General features: G+C 68.0%; 15 protein-coding genes and 1 pseudogene. 6 read left to right on the top strand and 10 right to left on the bottom strand.

What is annotated here, in order from left to right:
* Positions 1-51: 51 nt before the first annotated feature.
* Entirely contained in the window at positions 52-1,527 is a 1,476-nt protein-coding gene (putP, locus tag D103_RS0107965) for a sodium/proline symporter PutP (RefSeq protein ID WP_018865730.1), read from the top strand.
* On the opposite strand, the gene D103_RS0107960 is transcribed toward putP, so the two are convergent.
* Together D103_RS0107960 and D103_RS0107955 are read right to left on the bottom strand one after the other, a co-directional pair.
* A complete protein-coding gene (locus D103_RS0107960; RefSeq protein ID WP_018878065.1) occupies positions 1,528-1,866 on the bottom strand; it encodes a GIY-YIG nuclease family protein in 339 nt (112 codons plus the stop codon). It lies immediately after the preceding gene.
* A gap of 14 nt (positions 1,867-1,880) precedes the next feature.
* Positions 1,881-2,207, bottom strand: coding sequence for a DUF3634 family protein (locus tag D103_RS0107955; protein ID WP_018876437.1), 327 nt, complete (start codon positions 2,205-2,207; stop codon positions 1,881-1,883).
* Positions 2,208-2,557: 350 nt separating this feature from the next.
* Between D103_RS0107955 and D103_RS14305 the strand changes: the two genes are divergently transcribed.
* Complete coding sequence (locus tag D103_RS14305) at positions 2,558-3,004, top strand: hypothetical protein (protein WP_018876436.1); 447 nt, start codon at positions 2,558-2,560, stop codon at positions 3,002-3,004.
* Between the two features lie 94 nt (positions 3,005-3,098).
* Here D103_RS14305 and D103_RS0107945 read toward each other — a convergent pair.
* The 7 genes and pseudogenes from D103_RS0107945 to D103_RS0107915 form a co-directional block, all read right to left on the bottom strand.
* A pseudogene (locus tag D103_RS0107945) lies at positions 3,099-3,272 on the bottom strand (pirin-like C-terminal cupin domain-containing protein); the annotation flags it as partial.
* 4 nt (positions 3,273-3,276) lie between these two features.
* On the bottom strand, positions 3,277-3,609 hold the full coding sequence (locus D103_RS0107940; protein ID WP_026280307.1) for a DUF3634 family protein: 333 nt from the start codon (positions 3,607-3,609) through the stop codon (positions 3,277-3,279).
* A 107-nt stretch (positions 3,610-3,716) separates the two neighbouring features.
* Positions 3,717-4,664, bottom strand: a complete 948-nt coding sequence (locus D103_RS0107935) for a nitroreductase family protein (protein ID WP_018876433.1) — start codon at positions 4,662-4,664, stop codon at positions 3,717-3,719.
* 120 nt (positions 4,665-4,784) lie between these two features.
* Positions 4,785-5,624, bottom strand: a complete 840-nt coding sequence (locus D103_RS0107930; RefSeq protein WP_018876432.1) for a hypothetical protein — start codon at positions 5,622-5,624, stop codon at positions 4,785-4,787.
* A 2-nt stretch (positions 5,625-5,626) separates the two neighbouring features.
* Positions 5,627-7,738, bottom strand: coding sequence for a molybdopterin-dependent oxidoreductase (locus tag D103_RS0107925; RefSeq protein ID WP_018876431.1), 2,112 nt, complete (start codon positions 7,736-7,738; stop codon positions 5,627-5,629).
* Between the two features lie 179 nt (positions 7,739-7,917).
* Positions 7,918-9,636 (bottom strand): TrkA family potassium uptake protein, encoded by a 1,719-nt coding sequence (locus D103_RS0107920; RefSeq protein ID WP_018876430.1) that lies wholly within the window; start codon positions 9,634-9,636, stop codon positions 7,918-7,920.
* A gap of 10 nt (positions 9,637-9,646) precedes the next feature.
* Positions 9,647-10,030, bottom strand: coding sequence for a DUF6394 family protein (locus tag D103_RS0107915; RefSeq protein WP_018876429.1), 384 nt, complete (start codon positions 10,028-10,030; stop codon positions 9,647-9,649).
* Between the two features lie 224 nt (positions 10,031-10,254).
* Between D103_RS0107915 and D103_RS0107910 the strand changes: the two genes are divergently transcribed.
* Positions 10,255-10,572, top strand: coding sequence for a nucleotide pyrophosphohydrolase (locus tag D103_RS0107910; protein WP_026280306.1), 318 nt, complete (start codon positions 10,255-10,257; stop codon positions 10,570-10,572).
* Between the two features lie 234 nt (positions 10,573-10,806).
* A complete protein-coding gene (locus D103_RS0107905; RefSeq protein WP_018876427.1) occupies positions 10,807-11,175 on the top strand; it encodes a rhodanese-like domain-containing protein in 369 nt (122 codons plus the stop codon).
* A gap of 77 nt (positions 11,176-11,252) precedes the next feature.
* Here the strand turns inward: D103_RS0107905 and D103_RS0107900 are convergent, their stop codons facing one another.
* Positions 11,253-11,459: a hypothetical protein gene (locus tag D103_RS0107900; RefSeq protein ID WP_018876426.1), complete on the bottom strand. Its 207-nt coding sequence runs from the start codon at positions 11,457-11,459 to the stop codon at positions 11,253-11,255.
* Between the two features lie 199 nt (positions 11,460-11,658).
* On the opposite strand from D103_RS0107900, the gene D103_RS0107895 reads away from it, so the two are divergent.
* Together D103_RS0107895 and katG are read left to right on the top strand one after the other, a co-directional pair.
* Positions 11,659-12,207, top strand: coding sequence for a glutathione peroxidase (locus tag D103_RS0107895; protein ID WP_018867938.1), 549 nt, complete (start codon positions 11,659-11,661; stop codon positions 12,205-12,207).
* A gap of 245 nt (positions 12,208-12,452) precedes the next feature.
* On the top strand, positions 12,453-14,633 hold the full coding sequence (katG, locus tag D103_RS0107885) for a catalase/peroxidase HPI (protein WP_018876425.1): 2,181 nt from the start codon (positions 12,453-12,455) through the stop codon (positions 14,631-14,633).
* The last annotated feature ends 462 nt before the right edge of the window (positions 14,634-15,095 follow it).

The raw sequence follows: 15,095 nt of genomic DNA, 5'->3' as shown, positions 1-15,095 counted from the left end.
ACCGAGTACCACAACAACAAGGGCCATCGGCCTGATACGAGGAGACTCTCCATGGAGATCAACATGCCGATGCCCACCCTGGTGACCTTTGCCGCCTATCTGGCGGCGATGCTGATCCTCGGGATCGCGGCCTACCGCACGACCACCACGCTGTCGGACTATGTGCTCGGCGGGCGCCGCCTGGGACCGGGGGTGGCCGCGCTGAGTGCCGGGGCCTCGGACATGAGTGGGTGGCTGCTGCTGGGGCTCCCCGGTGCGATCTACGTGTCCGGCCTGTCCGAGTTGTGGATCGGGGTCGGGCTGGTGGTCGGTGCGCTGCTGAACTGGCTGTTCGTGGCCGGGCGTCTGCGCCGCTTCACCGCGCTGGCGAAGGACTCCCTGACCATCCCGGACTTCCTCGAGAACCGCTTCGAGGACCGCACGCGTATCCTGCGCGTGGTCTCCGCGATCGTGATCCTGGTGTTCTTCACCCTGTATATCTCGGCCGGGCTGGTCGGGGGCGGTCTGCTGTTCCAGAGCTCGTTCGGCATGGATTACGAGACCGCCGTGTGGGTCGGCGCCATCGTGATCATCAGCTATACCTTCCTCGGCGGCTTCCTCGCGGTCAGCTGGACCGACTTCCTGCAGGGCATCCTGATGTTCCTGACGCTCCTGGTGGTGCCGATGTTCGCGGTGGTGCTGGTCGGTGGCTGGGGCAGTGTGCAGAGCGAGGTCGCCGCCGTGGATCCGACGCATGTGCAGGTGCTGCAGGGCATGACCTTCCTCGGCATGATCTCGCTGCTGGCCTGGGGGCTGGGCTATTTCGGCCAGCCGCATATCCTGGCGCGCTTCATGGCGCTGCGCTCCGAGCGCGACGTGCCGCGCGCCACGCTGATCGGCATGACCTGGATGGTCCTGGCCCTGATCGGCGCGGTGGCCACGGGCTACATGGGGATCGCCTACTTTGCCGACGCGCCGCTGGCAGACGGCGAGACCGTGCTGATCGAGCTGATCCGCGCGCTGTTCAACCCGTGGGTGGCGGGCATCCTGATGGCGGCGATCCTCGCCGCGATCATGAGCACCATCGACTCGCAGCTGATCGTCTCCGCCAGTGCGATCACCAACGATTTCTACCGCGGCATCCTGCGCACCGAGGCGGGGGCGACCGAGCTGGTGTGGATCAGCCGTGCCGCCGTACTGGGCGTGTCGCTGGTGGCCCTGCTGCTGGCAATGGCGCCGGAGGCCGGGGTACTGGACCTGGTGGCCTACGCCTGGGGTGGCTTTGGCGCGGCCTTTGGCCCGGTGATCATCCTCGCGCTGTACTGGTCGCGGATGACGCGCAACGGGGCGCTGGCCGGCATGGTGGTCGGCGCGGTTACCGTGATCCTCTGGAACCAGGCCGAGGGCGGGCTGTTCGACGTCTACGAGTTGCTGCCCGGCTTTATCTTCGCGACCGTGGCCATCGTCGTGGTGAGCCTGCTGACCGGCAAGCCTTCCGCCTCGGTGCAGGAGCAGTTCCGGCACTCGCGCCAGCAGCCGCTGGAGTAGTCACGTCGCCGAGGGCAGCCGGCAGATGCTGGCGGCGTGTGCCCAGTCGCGGGCGAGGGCCCGTTTTGCGGCGGGGCTGTAGCGCTTGATGCGCAGCTCCATGCGCAGCGCCTCGCCACGAGAGGCAAAAGGCCGCGCGGCGAGCAGCTGCCTGGGCCGGTGCATCCGGGTGAAACGGGCACCGCGGCCGCTGCCATGGGCCGCCATGCGGGCGGCCAGGCGCGGTGTCACCCCGGTGTAGATGCGCCCACCCGCGCATTCCAGCAGGTAGACGAACCAGGCCCCGGCGTGCTGGCCGGTCTCCCCGGGTGTGGGAGCGGGCGCGGGCGCGCAAGCCACGGGCACGGCTTTGGTCAGCGCCGCTTCTTGCGGCGCTTGCGGCCTACCTTGATGCGCTGCAGGGCGTGCTGCAGTTCGGATCTGGCCTCTCGGGGTATCGAGGCCGATCCGCGCAGTTGCAGCCCCTGCTGGCGGCGCACGGCGGTCAGGCGACCCTGCTGGATGCCGTAGCGGCGAACCACGTCCCGTACCGTGTGCTGGAACGACTTTGGCGGGTCGCCACGGCGGACCCGCGGCTGTCCGTCCTCGATCTCGATGCTGAAGATGATGCTGACCTGCCAGATCAGCACGGCACCGGCCGCCAGCAGCAGCGCGATCATCAGTAGCAGGGCCAGCAGCATGCAGGTGTCTCCTTCCTTTGCCCAAGCGGGCCGCGCGGTACGCGGTTTGCGGTCCTCGCGGCCGTCGGCCGCGTGCCCATAGTGTCGGTCCCGGGCCGCCGGAACACCACCCCCGCCAGGGCAGCATGCCGGCAACCCGGTTCCGGCGGACCGGATCGTGCTTGCCGATCAATGCAACCCGGACGCGGGGCCGGATGGCGCACGCGGCGCGCCATGGGGCGCCCTGGCCGATCAGCGGCAGGGCCTGGCATGGTCCCTGCTTTTCCACCGGTCCGAGCCGGGACTCGCGTTCCGGAAGTGCACACTGTCCGCTACTAGCGCCGGACGGATGAAACCCCAGGAGCCGAGCCATGCTTGACGGAATCGGAGCCAGCGCCGCATTCAATCGTCCCCAATACGGGAACACACCCGGTGGTCAGGGTAATGGGCAGTCCCCTGCCCATGCCGCTGCACAGTCGACGCAGGAGGCGCGCACTGCCAGCGGGCAGGAGACCCGGGCCAACCCCGCAGATGCCCCGCATGCCCAGGGCCCGGCACAGGCGCCCGCCCTGTCCGCACCGGCCATCCAGGTGCTGGCCACGTCGAGTACAACGTCGATCACAACGGACAGCGCCCGCATGGGCGCGATGGCCCCAGCGGCGGGCCTGGCCAGCTTTGCCGGTTCGGCTGTTGCGCCGGGCGTGCAGCCGGCGTCGGTTGACGCGGCTGCCGGGTTTGGCGAGACGCTGCAACCCGACGGCACACTGGATGCTACCGATCAGGCCAATCGGGGTTCGCAGGTGGATACCGAGATCTGACCCGGACGCCCGGGTCGGCCCCGGTTCCGCTGACCTGCGCGGCGTAATCGAGAGCATCCTGTGGCGCAACTCTCGCAGGTACCGGCCCCGGTAGTCAGGGCAGCGGGATGAACTCGTGTTCGTCGCCGGGGACCTTCGGGAAGCGGTCGTCCTGCCAGTCCTGCTTGGCCTGTTCGATGCGTTCGCGGCGGCTGGAGACGAAATTCCATTCGATGTGGCGCTCGCCTACGGGGGCGCCGCCTACCAGGGCGATGGTCGAGGCCGTGGTGGTGTTATCCCGTCGCGCGCATGCCGCCGCCACCGCCGCCGCCCGGCGGGGGTGTCCAGACGTTGCGAAAGGCCTGGTGTGTCTTCTTCGGGAGATCGCGGGAGAAACGCAGCTGCACGCCGGCGTCGGTGCGCACGGCGGTGATCCGGCCGCGCTGCAGCCGGAACTGGCGCGCGACCTCCTCGCAGCCGCGCAGGAACGCGGTCGGCGGCTTGCCGCGCCGCACGCGGGCCGCACCATCGCGCAGTTCCACCGCAAACACCTGCCGTGCATGCCAGAGCATCAGCGCCAGGCCAAGGCCCAGCAGGGCGAACATAACGAGCAGGGTGAGCAGCATGACGATTAATGGCGGCGGACGGGAGGTGAACGGGGGTTCAGTGTAGCGCACGCCATTCATGCCCCTGCCGCGTGTCGTCTCGAATGGAGCGCGAGCGGGCGGTGCCCTCAGCGCTTCAGCATCTCGTCCAGCGGGCGTCGCGGCGTGGGGTGGGGCGTGCCGTCCGGGCGGCCGAGCGCGAACAGCAGTTGTGGCTGGCCCTCGCCCAGCAGTTCGGCGAGTTTCGGGCGCCATTCGGCCAGCTGGATCGGCTGATTCAGATAACGGGCGCAGAGCCCGTGCCGCGCGGCCTCGAGCAGTACGCGCTGCAGGGCCTGTCCGGCCGTCAGCCACTGCATCGGGCCCTCGATCCCGGTGCCCAGTGCCAGCAGCACCGGGGCGGCCCGGGCCGCGCGGGCCTCGTCTCGGGCCATCGCCCGGGCGGATACCAGGTGGCGCACGCTCCAGCGCGTCAGACCGCCGCTCAACCGACCGACCGCCAGGCCGTCGCCGCGCGAGGGCGTGCGCATCCAGTGCGTCAGCTCGCGCCGCCAGGCCGGGTTCTTCCACTGTGCCGCCGTCGCCGCCCGGACCAGCTCGGCGACCTCCCCGCGGCATTCCGGGTCCGTGACCGGGCGCAGCCAGGCCCCTTCCTGGCGGGCGGCCTGCACGAGGGTTGCGATGATGTCCGGGGCGGGTGCGTCGGGACGAAACCGGCCGCGCCAGGAGTGGCGTGCGCCAATACAGTCCCGCAGGGGTGCCAGCTCCTGCCGGTCCGGCCCGCCGTGGTGCCCGGTCAGCAGGCGTACGAACGGGCCGTCGCCCGCCTGTTCCGGGCGCACGTTCAGGCCCTGGCCGTCCGCGGCGGCGGCCACGCGCAGGTTCAGCACCGCGCAGCCACAGCTGATGATGCGCTCGCGCCCGGTCGGGTCGTTCACGGGCAGCGAGCGCGCCGGATCGGTCCAGACCTCGATTCCCGCGCGATCCACGCGGAACCGCCAGGGCTGGGTGTTGTGCGAGGAGGGCGCCTGCCCGGCCAGGCGCAGCCACTCGCGGATGACGGGGTCGATCTCCATGCCGCCAACATACCCCCGCCCTGCGCAGCTGGCGACTGCTGCCGGGGCAGCCGCAAGCAGATCACGACGTTGTTCCTGTCCCGCTCGGGCTGCCGGCGGTTATGGGCCGGGCGTCAGGGGTTACAGCGTGTGGCCGGTCAGGTGCTGGTAGAGGGCGAAGCCGGCGTCGCGATCCTGGCAGCGCAGGATGGCGGCGCGGCCCGGGGTGGACGGGTCCGGCTGCAGATTCACGCCGGCTGCCTCGGCGGCTCGGAAGTCGGCGTCCCGCAGTTCGATCTCGCCGAATACCGAGATGACGAAGCCGCCGGGGATCGGCGGGGGCGGGGTGAACGGTTCGCCGTCTGCCAGCGCCACCCAGGCCGGGATGAAGGCCGGGCCGTAGAAGTCAAAGAAGCCGTTGGAGCCGCGCAGGTGGGCCTCGATCGGTCGCTCGCCAATCAGCTCGATGTTGCAGATGCCGCTGTATCCGGTCAGGTTGCGCCGCACCCAGTCGGCGATCCACGGCTCAACCTCGGGCACGGCGGCGCCGATCTCCCAGTAGATCGGACGTGCGGCGTCCTTCTCGTCCGAGCCGCGGGTGTGGGCGAACCAGCGCACCTCGCCGTTCTCCACCAGGCAGTCGGTGCTGGTGTGGGCGCCCTCCAGGCGCTGGCACCAGAAGCTGCCGGGCTCGGCCGGCACCTCGCCAGCGGGCAGGGCACGCGCATCCAGCCCCATGCCGGCGAGGTTGGTGATCGGCTTCACGAACACCGTGTCCGCCGCGTCCAGCCCCAGGTCCGTGGGCGCGACCCCGCAGGGCGCGGCGGTCAGGCCCGCATCCAGGGCCAGGCGCAGCTTGTCGTAGACATGCCGATGCGCGGGGTTCAAGCGCCAGGCGGCGGCATCCGACACCGCCACCTCGCGACGCGGCTGCGGCCGGAAGAGGTGCCGGCGCTCGGGCAGAACACCAACGAAGGGCACGGTCAGCCCGCCTCCGGCAGGCGTTGCTCGTGCCCGGCGTGCAGGCGTTCCACCTCGCACAGCAGCGACTTGAACGCGGGGAAGCCGCTGATCGGGTCGAGGTTGCGGGCGTCGGTCAGCTCGTTGACGTTGGCGTGGTTCCAGCCGTGCTGGCAGTGCGCCACACCGGGCTTGATGCGGTCGGTGACCTTCGCCACGAAGGCGACCCGCCCGCGCGGCGAGCGCACCTCCACGGTGTCGCCATCAGCGATGCCGCGCGCCGCGGCATCCTCGGGGTGCAGCTCCACCAGCGGCTCCGGCATTGCCCGGCGCATGCGCTCCAGGTACTGGTGCTGCGAATGGGTAGCGTGCTTGTGGCGCGCGCCGCTGGTCAGCACCAGCGGATAGTCGCGCGCCAGCTCCGGCGTGGAAACCGGGCTCTCGGCCGGCTCACGCCAGACCGGCAGCCCGTCGTGCCCGGCCTCGCGCAGCTCGGCGGCGTCGAACTCCACCTTGCCGCTGACCGTGCGGAAGCCGTGCAGGCGGTACTGGCGGTCGCCCTCCTCGAAGCCGTGCTCGACCATGTCGTCCAGCGCCTTGGCGAACACGGTCACGCCGTCCGGGTCGTTGTACACCTGCTCGCGGATGGTCTCGGGGATGCCCGCGGCGGCCTCGGCCCAGCTCGCCTCCAGATCGCCGTTCCAGAACTGCTCCGCCATCCCCAGGCGCACGCCCAGCTCGAGGAACACCTCGGCGTCGGCGCGTGCCTCGCCGCGCGGGTCCACCGCCTGATGCCGGTAACGCAGCTCGCCCCGGAAGTTGCAGCCGGGATAGGCGATCAGCGCCGGGCGCTCGAGGCTGGTGGCGGCCGGCAGCACGATGTCCGCCATGCGCGTGGCCGGGTTGTGGAAGAAGTCCGACACGGCGAAGAAATCCAGCGCCCCCAGCGCCTGTTCCATGCGCTTCGAGTTCGGCCACATCGCGGTGTTGATGCCCATCGCCAGCAGCGAGCGCACCTGCTGCGGCCGGCCGTCGAGGATCGCGTCCGGCAGCAGCATGCTCTGCGCCGCCGGCCAGTGGGCCGTCCACACCGGGAAGGTCTCGTCGCCGATGCGCGGCGGCAGGTTCTGTTTGCAGTGGTCGAACAGGTCGATCGGCTGCGGCGTGACCTTGTCGTTGAAGAAGCGGTTGCCGCCCTCGCGGTCGATGTTGCCGGTGACCGCAGCCAGCAGGGTAACCGCGCGGTGATTCTGGAAGCCGTTGGAATGCTGCACGGTGGCGGTGGGCGAGAGCATGATCTGCGCCGGGGCGCGGGTCGCGTAGAGCTCGGCGGTGCGCCTCAGATCGTCCTCCTCGATGCCGCAGATCGCCGCCACCCGCTGCGGCGGGAATCCGGACACGTATTCGCGAAAGGCCTCCACCCCGTTGCCCCATTCGTCGAGGAAGGCCTGGTCCTGCCAGCCGTTCTCGAAGATCAGGTAGTGCATGCCCAGCGCCAGCGCGCCATCCGTGCCCGGGCGGATCTGCAGGTGTACCTCGGCCTGTTCCGCCAGCGGGGTCACGCGCGGGTCGACCACCACGGTGGCGCAGCCGGGGCGTGCCGCGGCCAGCGCATGCTGATGGAACGGCGGGATGGAGCCGCGCGGGTTGGTGGACCACACCAGCAGGCAGCGGGTTGCATCCGAGGCCACGGTGGAGGAGGTCTTGATCTTGGTGCCGAAGGTCACCTCCTCCGCCACCTTGGTGGCGGAGAAGCAGCAGCCGCTCTCGGTCAGGTAGTTGGGCGAGCCGAAGGCATGCGCCAGGCGCTGCAGCTGCGGCCGCGCCTCCTTGGTGTAGCCGGCAAAGAACGCCGCCGCCGGGGCACCGTGCGCGTCCCGGGTCGCGCGCAGGCGCTCGGCGATGGTATCCAGCGCCTCGTCCCAGGAGATCCGCTCGAACTCGCCGCTACCGCGCGGTCCGGTGCGCCGCAGCGGGTGCAGCAGGCGTTCGGGATGGTTGCGTCGATCCAGCTGGACGTAGCAGCGCGGGCAGTCGGGGCCGTCGATCTTCACCGGCTCGCCGTTCGTGTCGAGGTGCACGTCGATCGCGCAGTTCGCATCGCACTCGTAGCAGGTACTTTTTACGCTCGCCATCGCGTGACTTTCCTTGGTCTGCCGGCAGTCCCGTTCGCTGGACCGCGATTATGCCGGTAGTCCCCAGCCCTCTCGAGCAACGCCTGAAATCATGGGACTTCCGGTCTGCCGAGCGGGCGGTTCAGCGTGCCGCCGAAGGCCGGCATGGTTCAGTTTCCCGGGAATAGCCCGGAACAACTTTAGGCGGTCTGGCCGCGGGCGGAGCGCAGCGCGCGGCAGATCCAGCCTTCGGGGCTGTCCTCGCCGGTCAATAGATAGCGCAGGGCATGCTCGTCGCGCAGAGTGTGGGAGATTGCCAGCGCGCTGGCGAAGCGGCCGCAGAACAGCATGTGGTCGCCGGGCTGCAGGGGTGTATCGTCGTCCGGTGCGGGGATCTCCGGTGTGCCGCCTTCGCGCCGCAGCAGCAGGACGATGCAGGCATGGCGCTGGCGTTCCGGGTGATCGGCGCGCAGCAACTGGCCCAGGGTGACTGGTTCGTGCTTCAAGTGTTGCAGGAGTGCCGGGGCCGATGCCTCGTCCAGTTGTTCGGTCCAGATGGCTGGTACACGGTCACCCACCACCGCCGTGATGGCGCTGACCCGTTCGTTGGCCCACTCGGTGGACTGCTCGCGACTCAGTTCCAGGAAACGCGGTAACAGCGGCGAGGTCAGGTGCGCCAGAATGGCCTCGGCAATGACCCGGTCGTGGCGCATCACCATTGGCAGGTCCGCAGCTCCGAACAGCAGCGAATTACGCTCGTGGTTCTGCCGCCCCACCATGAAGAGGTCCGGGTTTAGTTCGCGCGCGGTCATCACGATGGACAGGTTGTAGTCGTCGCGCTCGGTGCCGGCCACGATGCCCGAGGCGCTCTCGATGCCGGCCTGTTGCAGGGTGTCCGCCTCGGTGCCACGCCCCTTGATGCAGTCCGGCGGGCAGTCCGCACCCTCGGGATCGGTGTCGATCAGAGTCACCTCCACGCCTTCCTGCGTGAGCCCGGCATGGACGGCCTTGCCGAAGCGGCCGAAGCCGCACAGGATCCAGCGACCGCAGGGCGGATCGATCGGCATCGGCAGCGGGCTCCCGGGGATGCTGCCCAGCCACTCGTGAAGCAGGTGGTGCGCGGGGGAGTGCAGCGCCAGGGTCAGCCGTTGGCCGAAGATGTCGAAGGGGTTGATGATCTGGTCGGTCCCGAACGAGGCCATGTTCTTCTCCGTGTCATGGCTCTCGGCACGGCAGATCACGGGCCGGTCCGGGTTCAGGAGTTTGGCGGCAATCGCGATACGCAGGTTCACCGAATCGTCGCTGGTGAGTGCCACCACTCCCTGGCAGTGGGGGTTGAGCAGCCCGGCTTCCAGCAGACGGTTGGCCACACTGGCATCCGCGCACAGGCCGGGGATCTGCAGCGGATAATCCTCCAGTACCAGCTCGTTGATACGGTCCGGATTCTGGTCGATGACCACCGTGAAGCCATTGCGCCCGAGCAGCGAACGCACCACCAGAGCGCCGGTGTCGCCATACCCGCAGATGATATGAAACGGTCGCTGCAGCTTGCGGATGGTGCGGTCGAACGCATGCTGACTGACCGCCAGACGGAAGGCCGGGTCCTGAATCAGCGCGAGGATCTTGCCGATCGCGTAGAGCCAGGCCACCACCGACAGGTAGACGGCGAACACCGTCCACATCCGCTGCGCCTCGGAAAAGGCGTGGGGGATCTCGCCGAAGCCGATGGTCGTGGCCATGTAGGTGACGAAGTAGAACGCATGAAAGAAATCCATGCGCCAGGGCTCGCCCTGGTCGTCTACGCCGGGTATCAGCACCAGGCCGAGAACCGATATCGCATAGGCCGCCGTCAGCGCGAGCAGGGGCGCCCGCATGCGTCGGAGGAACAGGAACAGCACCTTGTTGATCGTGGGGGCCACGGCTTCGTTTCTAGCGGCGCAGGGCCACCGTATCCGCGATGAGCAGCAGCACCGAGATCAGGTTCGCCACCATGGCCCCGCCCGCCAGTGAAACGATGCTGGCCATGAACATCGCATCCATGCCTCCGGCATGCACGTGACTGGCGTAGCCCCAAACTACCGCGGCCGCGAACAGCTGCAGCACCGCCACCAGCGAACTGGCCAGCAGCAGTGCACCGGTTTGCGTCCGGTCGCCCAGTTTCAGGGCGGTGGCCACGACGTTCACCACGATGGCCGCGAACAACTCGTATACGTTGTGATGCGCCGGATTGTCGATCTCGCCGAGAAAGAACCCGAAGTTCAGGGTGAACGCCAGGATGATGAAAAAGCCGAAGATCACCTTCTCCAGGTTCATGCCAAGCTCCTTTTCGTTCGAGGGCGCGGCGCCCGACCGGTCGCTGGGGACCTGTCATTGGCAAGTCGCAGCCTGCAGCATGGCCCAACAAAACCCGGATGGCGAGGGTGGGACGTGAATCGTCGGCGGTTGCAATCGCCAGGGCCGCGTGGCCGTGATTACTGGAGCATGCGGGCCTTGTGTACGATGCAGGCATGCCCAAGGGTCGATACCACGGGGAGACGATGAAAGGGTATTCGCAAGGAGCGCAGGGGCTGGAAGAGTTGATCGTGCAGCTGGAGGCATTCGTCGAGGAGCGCGGTCGGGTGCAGTTCAATTCGCCGAAGAACCTGTCGATGGCACTGGTGGGTGAAGTCGGCGAACTGATTGAACCCTTCCAGTGGCTTACCCAGGAGCAGTCGCGGCACCTGTCCGCCGAGACCCATGAGGCCGTGCGCCAGGAGATCGCCGATGTGCAGATCTACCTCCTGCTGCTGGCCCGAAAGCTCGATATCGATCTGCTGCAGGCGGCCCGCGACAGACTGCAGACCAGTCCCCGCTAATACCCGAATCGATAGTGCTATCCCCCCCCAGCCGGGATGATGAGCTGTCCCGGGCCGCAGCCAGCTTTGGCAGGGGCTCCACCTGCGAGCAGGCTTGTATGTTTACCCGTGGCAGGCCTAGAAAAGGGTAGGGCATGCTTTTTGTCTTTCGCGGGATGGGGCCAAGGCGTTTCGCGGGGGTGGGTGGCGCTATGCTCGGGGTGGGTACAGGCATCCGGACAGGAGGTGATCGCGATGGATTGGAGCCAGTGGCGACCGTTCGGCCGCGTGCCGGAGATGAGTCCGGAGGATCTGGCGCGGGCGTTGGAAAACGCCGAGGTGCAGTTGCTGGATGTGCGTACCGGGGTCGAGCACCGTTGGAGCCGCATCCCGGGTGCCCGCCATCTCCCGATTACGCGGTTCTCCGAGGCGGCGCTGTCCGGCCTGGAGCTGGATCGCGGACGCCCCGTGGTGGCCATCTGCCTCAGTGCACACCGCAGCATCCCGGCCGTACGCAAGCTGCGGGCGCACGGCTACGATGCCCGTCAGCTTCAGGGTGGCATGTTCGCCTGGTGGCGGGCCGGGCTGCCGTGCGAACGAGGCCGCACGGACGCCGGGGAATGAAGGCCGTCCGGCGCGGCCCTTTCGGTCAGGAACCGCGTTTCAGTTCCGTTCGCTGCGGGCGGCCGACCCCGGACACTTCAATCGGCGTCATCATCGTCCTGCTTGCCGCCCGGGGTGACGGCGCGTCCCACCGCCCCGGCGGTCTTGCCGGTGGCCTTTACGGTTCCGGTTGTGACACTGACAGCGGCGCTCCCGGCAGTGCCGGCAACCTTCACGGCGGTGCAGCCAGTCGCCAGCGGCAGGATGACGGCAAGCAGCAGGAGCGGGCGGGCGTAGACAATCATCGGCGGAAGCCCTTGTTGATGGTTGCCCACAAGGGTACGCACGACATGCCCGCAAGGCCATGGCCGGCGCGGACAGGCGCTTCGGCCCGGCGGCTGTGCGACGGCATCGCGATCCCCGCCTGGCCGTGACCAACCGGCCTTCCGCAGAACCCGAAGGCATGCCGGTGGTCTGACCGTGGAGACCCCGTGGAGATGTGTCATGTCCCGTTTCGCGCCCCTGTTCGCCGCCCTGTTCCTGGTGCTGCCGATGGCCTGTGCAAGCGCCACGGAGCCGAATACCGAAGCCCTGTTCCATCACGAGCTGGGTCGCCTGCATTCGTCTGAAGTGATCAACCTGCAGGAGCGTTTCCAGGGGCAGCCGCTGCTGATCATCAACACGGCCAGCCATTGCGGTTACACCGACCAGTTCGGCGGTCTGGAACAGTTGCACCGGGACTACCGGGACCGGGGGCTGAAGGTGGTCGGCTTTCCTTCCCATGACTTCAATCAGGAGGCCGACGACGAGGCCGAGACCGCCCGGGTGTGCTTCGAGAACTTTGGCGTCACCTTCGACATGTTCAGGCCGATTGGCGTGCGCGGCGCGGATGCCCATCCGATCTTCCGCGAGCTGGCGCGCCAGGCCGACGCCCCGCGCTGGAACTTCTACAAGTACGTGGTGGACCGGGAGGGTCGGGTGGTCGCGCATTTCCCCAGCCAGGCGGGCCCCGGCTCCGCCGATCTACGCCGCGCGATCGAGAGCATCCTGTAGCCGCACGCGCTGTGCACTCGCCCGTGGAGCGATAGTGACGGGCTATCCCGATCATGGTGAATCTCAACTGGCACCAATGACTCGGGCGGCCTACCTTCAGGGATACACAAACAGCACGCCGTTCTCCGGCTGCAGCCGGGAAGAGACGGAGAAGGCGTGCGGTCCCTCACGGAAGCCGGCCATCACGAAAGGATAGTGGCTTCCCGAACACGAACACGCTCTACGCAGCGAACAAGGAGAAGGATATGGGTGAGCATCAGAACATGGGCAAATGCCCGGTCATGCACGGCGGCGAGACGGCCGCTGGTCACTCGGTGATGGACTGGTGGCCGGAATCGCTGAATCTGGACATCCTGCACCAGCATGACCGCAAGACGAACCCGATGGGAGAGGACTTCGACTACCGGGAAGAGGTGAAGAAGCTCGACTTCGAGGCCTTGAAAAAGGACATGCACGCGCTGCTGACCGAGAGCCAGGCGTGGTGGCCGGCCGACTGGGGACACTACGGCGGGCTGATGATCCGTATGTCCTGGCACGCGGCGGGTACCTACCGCATCGCCGATGGCCGGGGTGGCGGTGGCACCGGCAACCAGCGCTTCGCGCCGATCAACAGCTGGCCGGACAACGCGAGCCTCGACAAGGCGCGCCGCCTGCTGTGGCCGCTCAAGAAGAAGTACGGCAACAAGATCAGCTGGGCCGACCTGATCATCCTGGCCGGTAATGTGGCCTACGAGAACATGGGCCTGAAGACCTTCGGCTTTTCCTTCGGCCGCGAGGATATCTGGCACCCCGAGAAGGACACCTACTGGGGCGCGGAGAAGGAGTGGCTGGCGCCCTCCGACGAGCGCTACGGCGACGTCGAGAAGCCCGACACCATGGAGAACCCGCTGGCGGCCGTGCAGATGGGCCTGATCTATGTGAACCCGGAAGGCGTCAACGGCAAGCCCGACCCGCTGAAGACCGGCGAGCAGGTCCGCGAGACCTTCGCCCGCATGGCGATGAACGACGAGGAGACCGCGGCGCTGACCGCCGGCGGTCACACCGTGGGCAAGTGCCACGGCAACGGCGATGCCGGCGCGCTGGGGCCGGAACCCGAAGGCGCCGATGTTGAGGAGCAGGGCTTCGGCTGGAAGAACCCCAATATGCAGGGCAAGGCCACCAACGCCATCACCTCCGGTATCGAAGGCGCCTGGACCAAGAACCCGACCCAGTTCGACATGGGCTATTTCGAGGCCCTGCTCGACCACGAGTGGGAGCTCAAGAAGAGCCCGGCCGGGGCCTGGCAGTGGGAGCCGGTGGACATGAAGGAGGAGGACAAGCCGGTCGATGCCACGGACCCCTCCATCCGCCATAACCCGATCATGACTGATGCGGACATGGCGATGAAGATGGATCCCGTCTACCGCAAGTACATGGACGCCTTCCGCAAGGACCCCGAGTACTTCAAGGATTGCTTCGCCCGCGCCTGGTTCAAGCTGATCCACCGCGATATGGGCCCGAAGACCCGCTACATCGGGCCGGACGCGCCGCAGGAGGACCTGATCTGGCAGGACCCGGTGCCGGCCGGCAACACGGACTATTCCGTGGAGGCCGCCAAAAAGAAGATCGCCGCGAGCGGGCTGAGTATCGCCGAGATGGTCGCGACCGCCTGGGACAGCGCCCGTACCTTCCGTGGCTCCGACATGCGCGGTGGCGCCAACGGCGCCCGCATCCGCCTGGCGCCGCAGAAGGACTGGGAAGGCAACGAGCCCGAGCGCCTGGCCCGCGTGCTCAAGGTCTACGAGCAGCTCTCCGCCGAGACCGGCGCGAGCGTGGCCGACCTGATCGTGCTGGGTGGCAGCGTGGGCATCGAGCAGGCGGCCCGGGCGGCCGGTCACGATGTCCTGGTGCCGTTCATCCCGGGCCGGGGTGACGCCAGCGCCGAGATGACCGACGCCGACTCCTTCGAACCGCTGGAGCCGCTGGCCGATGGCTTCCGCAACTGGCTGAAGAAGGACTACGTGGTCAAGCCGGAAGAGATGCTGCTCGACCGCGCCCAGCTGATGGGCCTGACCGCGCCGGAGATGACCGTGCTGATTGGCGGTATGCGCGTGCTGGGTACCAACCATGGTGGTAGCAAGCATGGCGTGTTCACCGACCGTGAGGGCCAGTTGACGAACGACTTCTTCGTCAACCTGACCGACATGGCCTACGCCTGGCAGCCCGCGGGCAACGGCGTGTACGAGGTGCGCGATCGCCAGAATGATCAGGTGAAGTGGACCGCCAGCCGCATCGACCTGGTGTTCGGCTCCAACTCCATCCTGCGCAGCTACGCCGAGGTCTACGCCCAGGACGACAACCAGGAGAAGTTCGTGAAGGACTTCATCACGGCCTGGACCAAGGTGATGAACGCCGACCGCTTCGACCTGGAGCAGTTCCAGCAGTAAGCACGGCCCGAGCCGGGCGGTTCGCCCGGTTCAGATCCATAGGCGCCCGGGGTTTTCCCCGGGCGCTTTTTTTGTTGCGCAGGGTGGAACCTCTCGGCGTAGGCCCTGACGCCCGCCGGATCCGGCGCCCGGGCTGTCCCGGGAGATCGCCACGTCGCTGCGCTCCTCGCCATCACGGTGCTTCACTGGCCGTCATCGCGAGCTCCCGCGGGGGCTGCGGCCATCCGCAGGTCGTCCCGGGCTCCGGCCGGCATGATCGAGGGTTTGCTGCGGAAGGCGGCCTGCAGCAGAAACTCCGGTCAGCGGCCCACTCTGGCGGACGCGTGATCTCGTGCTCCAGAACGGCGGTGTAGCGTCCTGACCGGGTCGTTCCAGCCCATGTGTCGTTTTGCGTCATTGCGGGTGGATGGCGTGTCCGCGCCTGCGCGAGAAGTGGATCACGGCGTTTGGCAGAAACGAGAC

The sequence above is a fragment of the Thioalkalivibrio sp. ALE31 genome (assembly GCF_000377405.1).
In the GTDB taxonomy this organism is placed as follows: Bacteria; Pseudomonadota; Gammaproteobacteria; order Ectothiorhodospirales; family Ectothiorhodospiraceae; genus Thioalkalivibrio.
This window is presented reverse-complemented; position numbering and strand designations above follow the sequence as displayed.

Coding starts and splice junctions, on each gene's coding strand:
- D103_RS0107910 (WP_026280306.1), top strand. CDS start 10,255: ATGAAAGGGTATTCGCAAGGAGCGCAGGGGCTGGAAGAGTTGATCGTG.
- D103_RS0107925 (WP_018876431.1), bottom strand. CDS start 7,738: ATGGCGAGCGTAAAAAGTACCTGCTACGAGTGCGATGCGAACTGCGCG.
- D103_RS0107935 (WP_018876433.1), bottom strand. CDS start 4,664: ATGGAGATCGACCCCGTCATCCGCGAGTGGCTGCGCCTGGCCGGGCAG.
- putP (WP_018865730.1), top strand. CDS start 52: ATGGAGATCAACATGCCGATGCCCACCCTGGTGACCTTTGCCGCCTAT.
- katG (WP_018876425.1), top strand. CDS start 12,453: ATGGGTGAGCATCAGAACATGGGCAAATGCCCGGTCATGCACGGCGGC.
- D103_RS0107940 (WP_026280307.1), bottom strand. CDS start 3,609: ATGCTGCTCACCCTGCTCGTTATGTTCGCCCTGCTGGGCCTTGGCCTG.
- D103_RS0107905 (WP_018876427.1), top strand. CDS start 10,807: ATGGATTGGAGCCAGTGGCGACCGTTCGGCCGCGTGCCGGAGATGAGT.
- D103_RS14305 (WP_018876436.1), top strand. CDS start 2,558: ATGCTTGACGGAATCGGAGCCAGCGCCGCATTCAATCGTCCCCAATAC.
- D103_RS0107900 (WP_018876426.1), bottom strand. CDS start 11,459: ATGATTGTCTACGCCCGCCCGCTCCTGCTGCTTGCCGTCATCCTGCCG.
- D103_RS0107955 (WP_018876437.1), bottom strand. CDS start 2,207: ATGCTGCTGGCCCTGCTACTGATGATCGCGCTGCTGCTGGCGGCCGGT.
- D103_RS0107915 (WP_018876429.1), bottom strand. CDS start 10,030: ATGAACCTGGAGAAGGTGATCTTCGGCTTTTTCATCATCCTGGCGTTC.
- D103_RS0107895 (WP_018867938.1), top strand. CDS start 11,659: ATGTCCCGTTTCGCGCCCCTGTTCGCCGCCCTGTTCCTGGTGCTGCCG.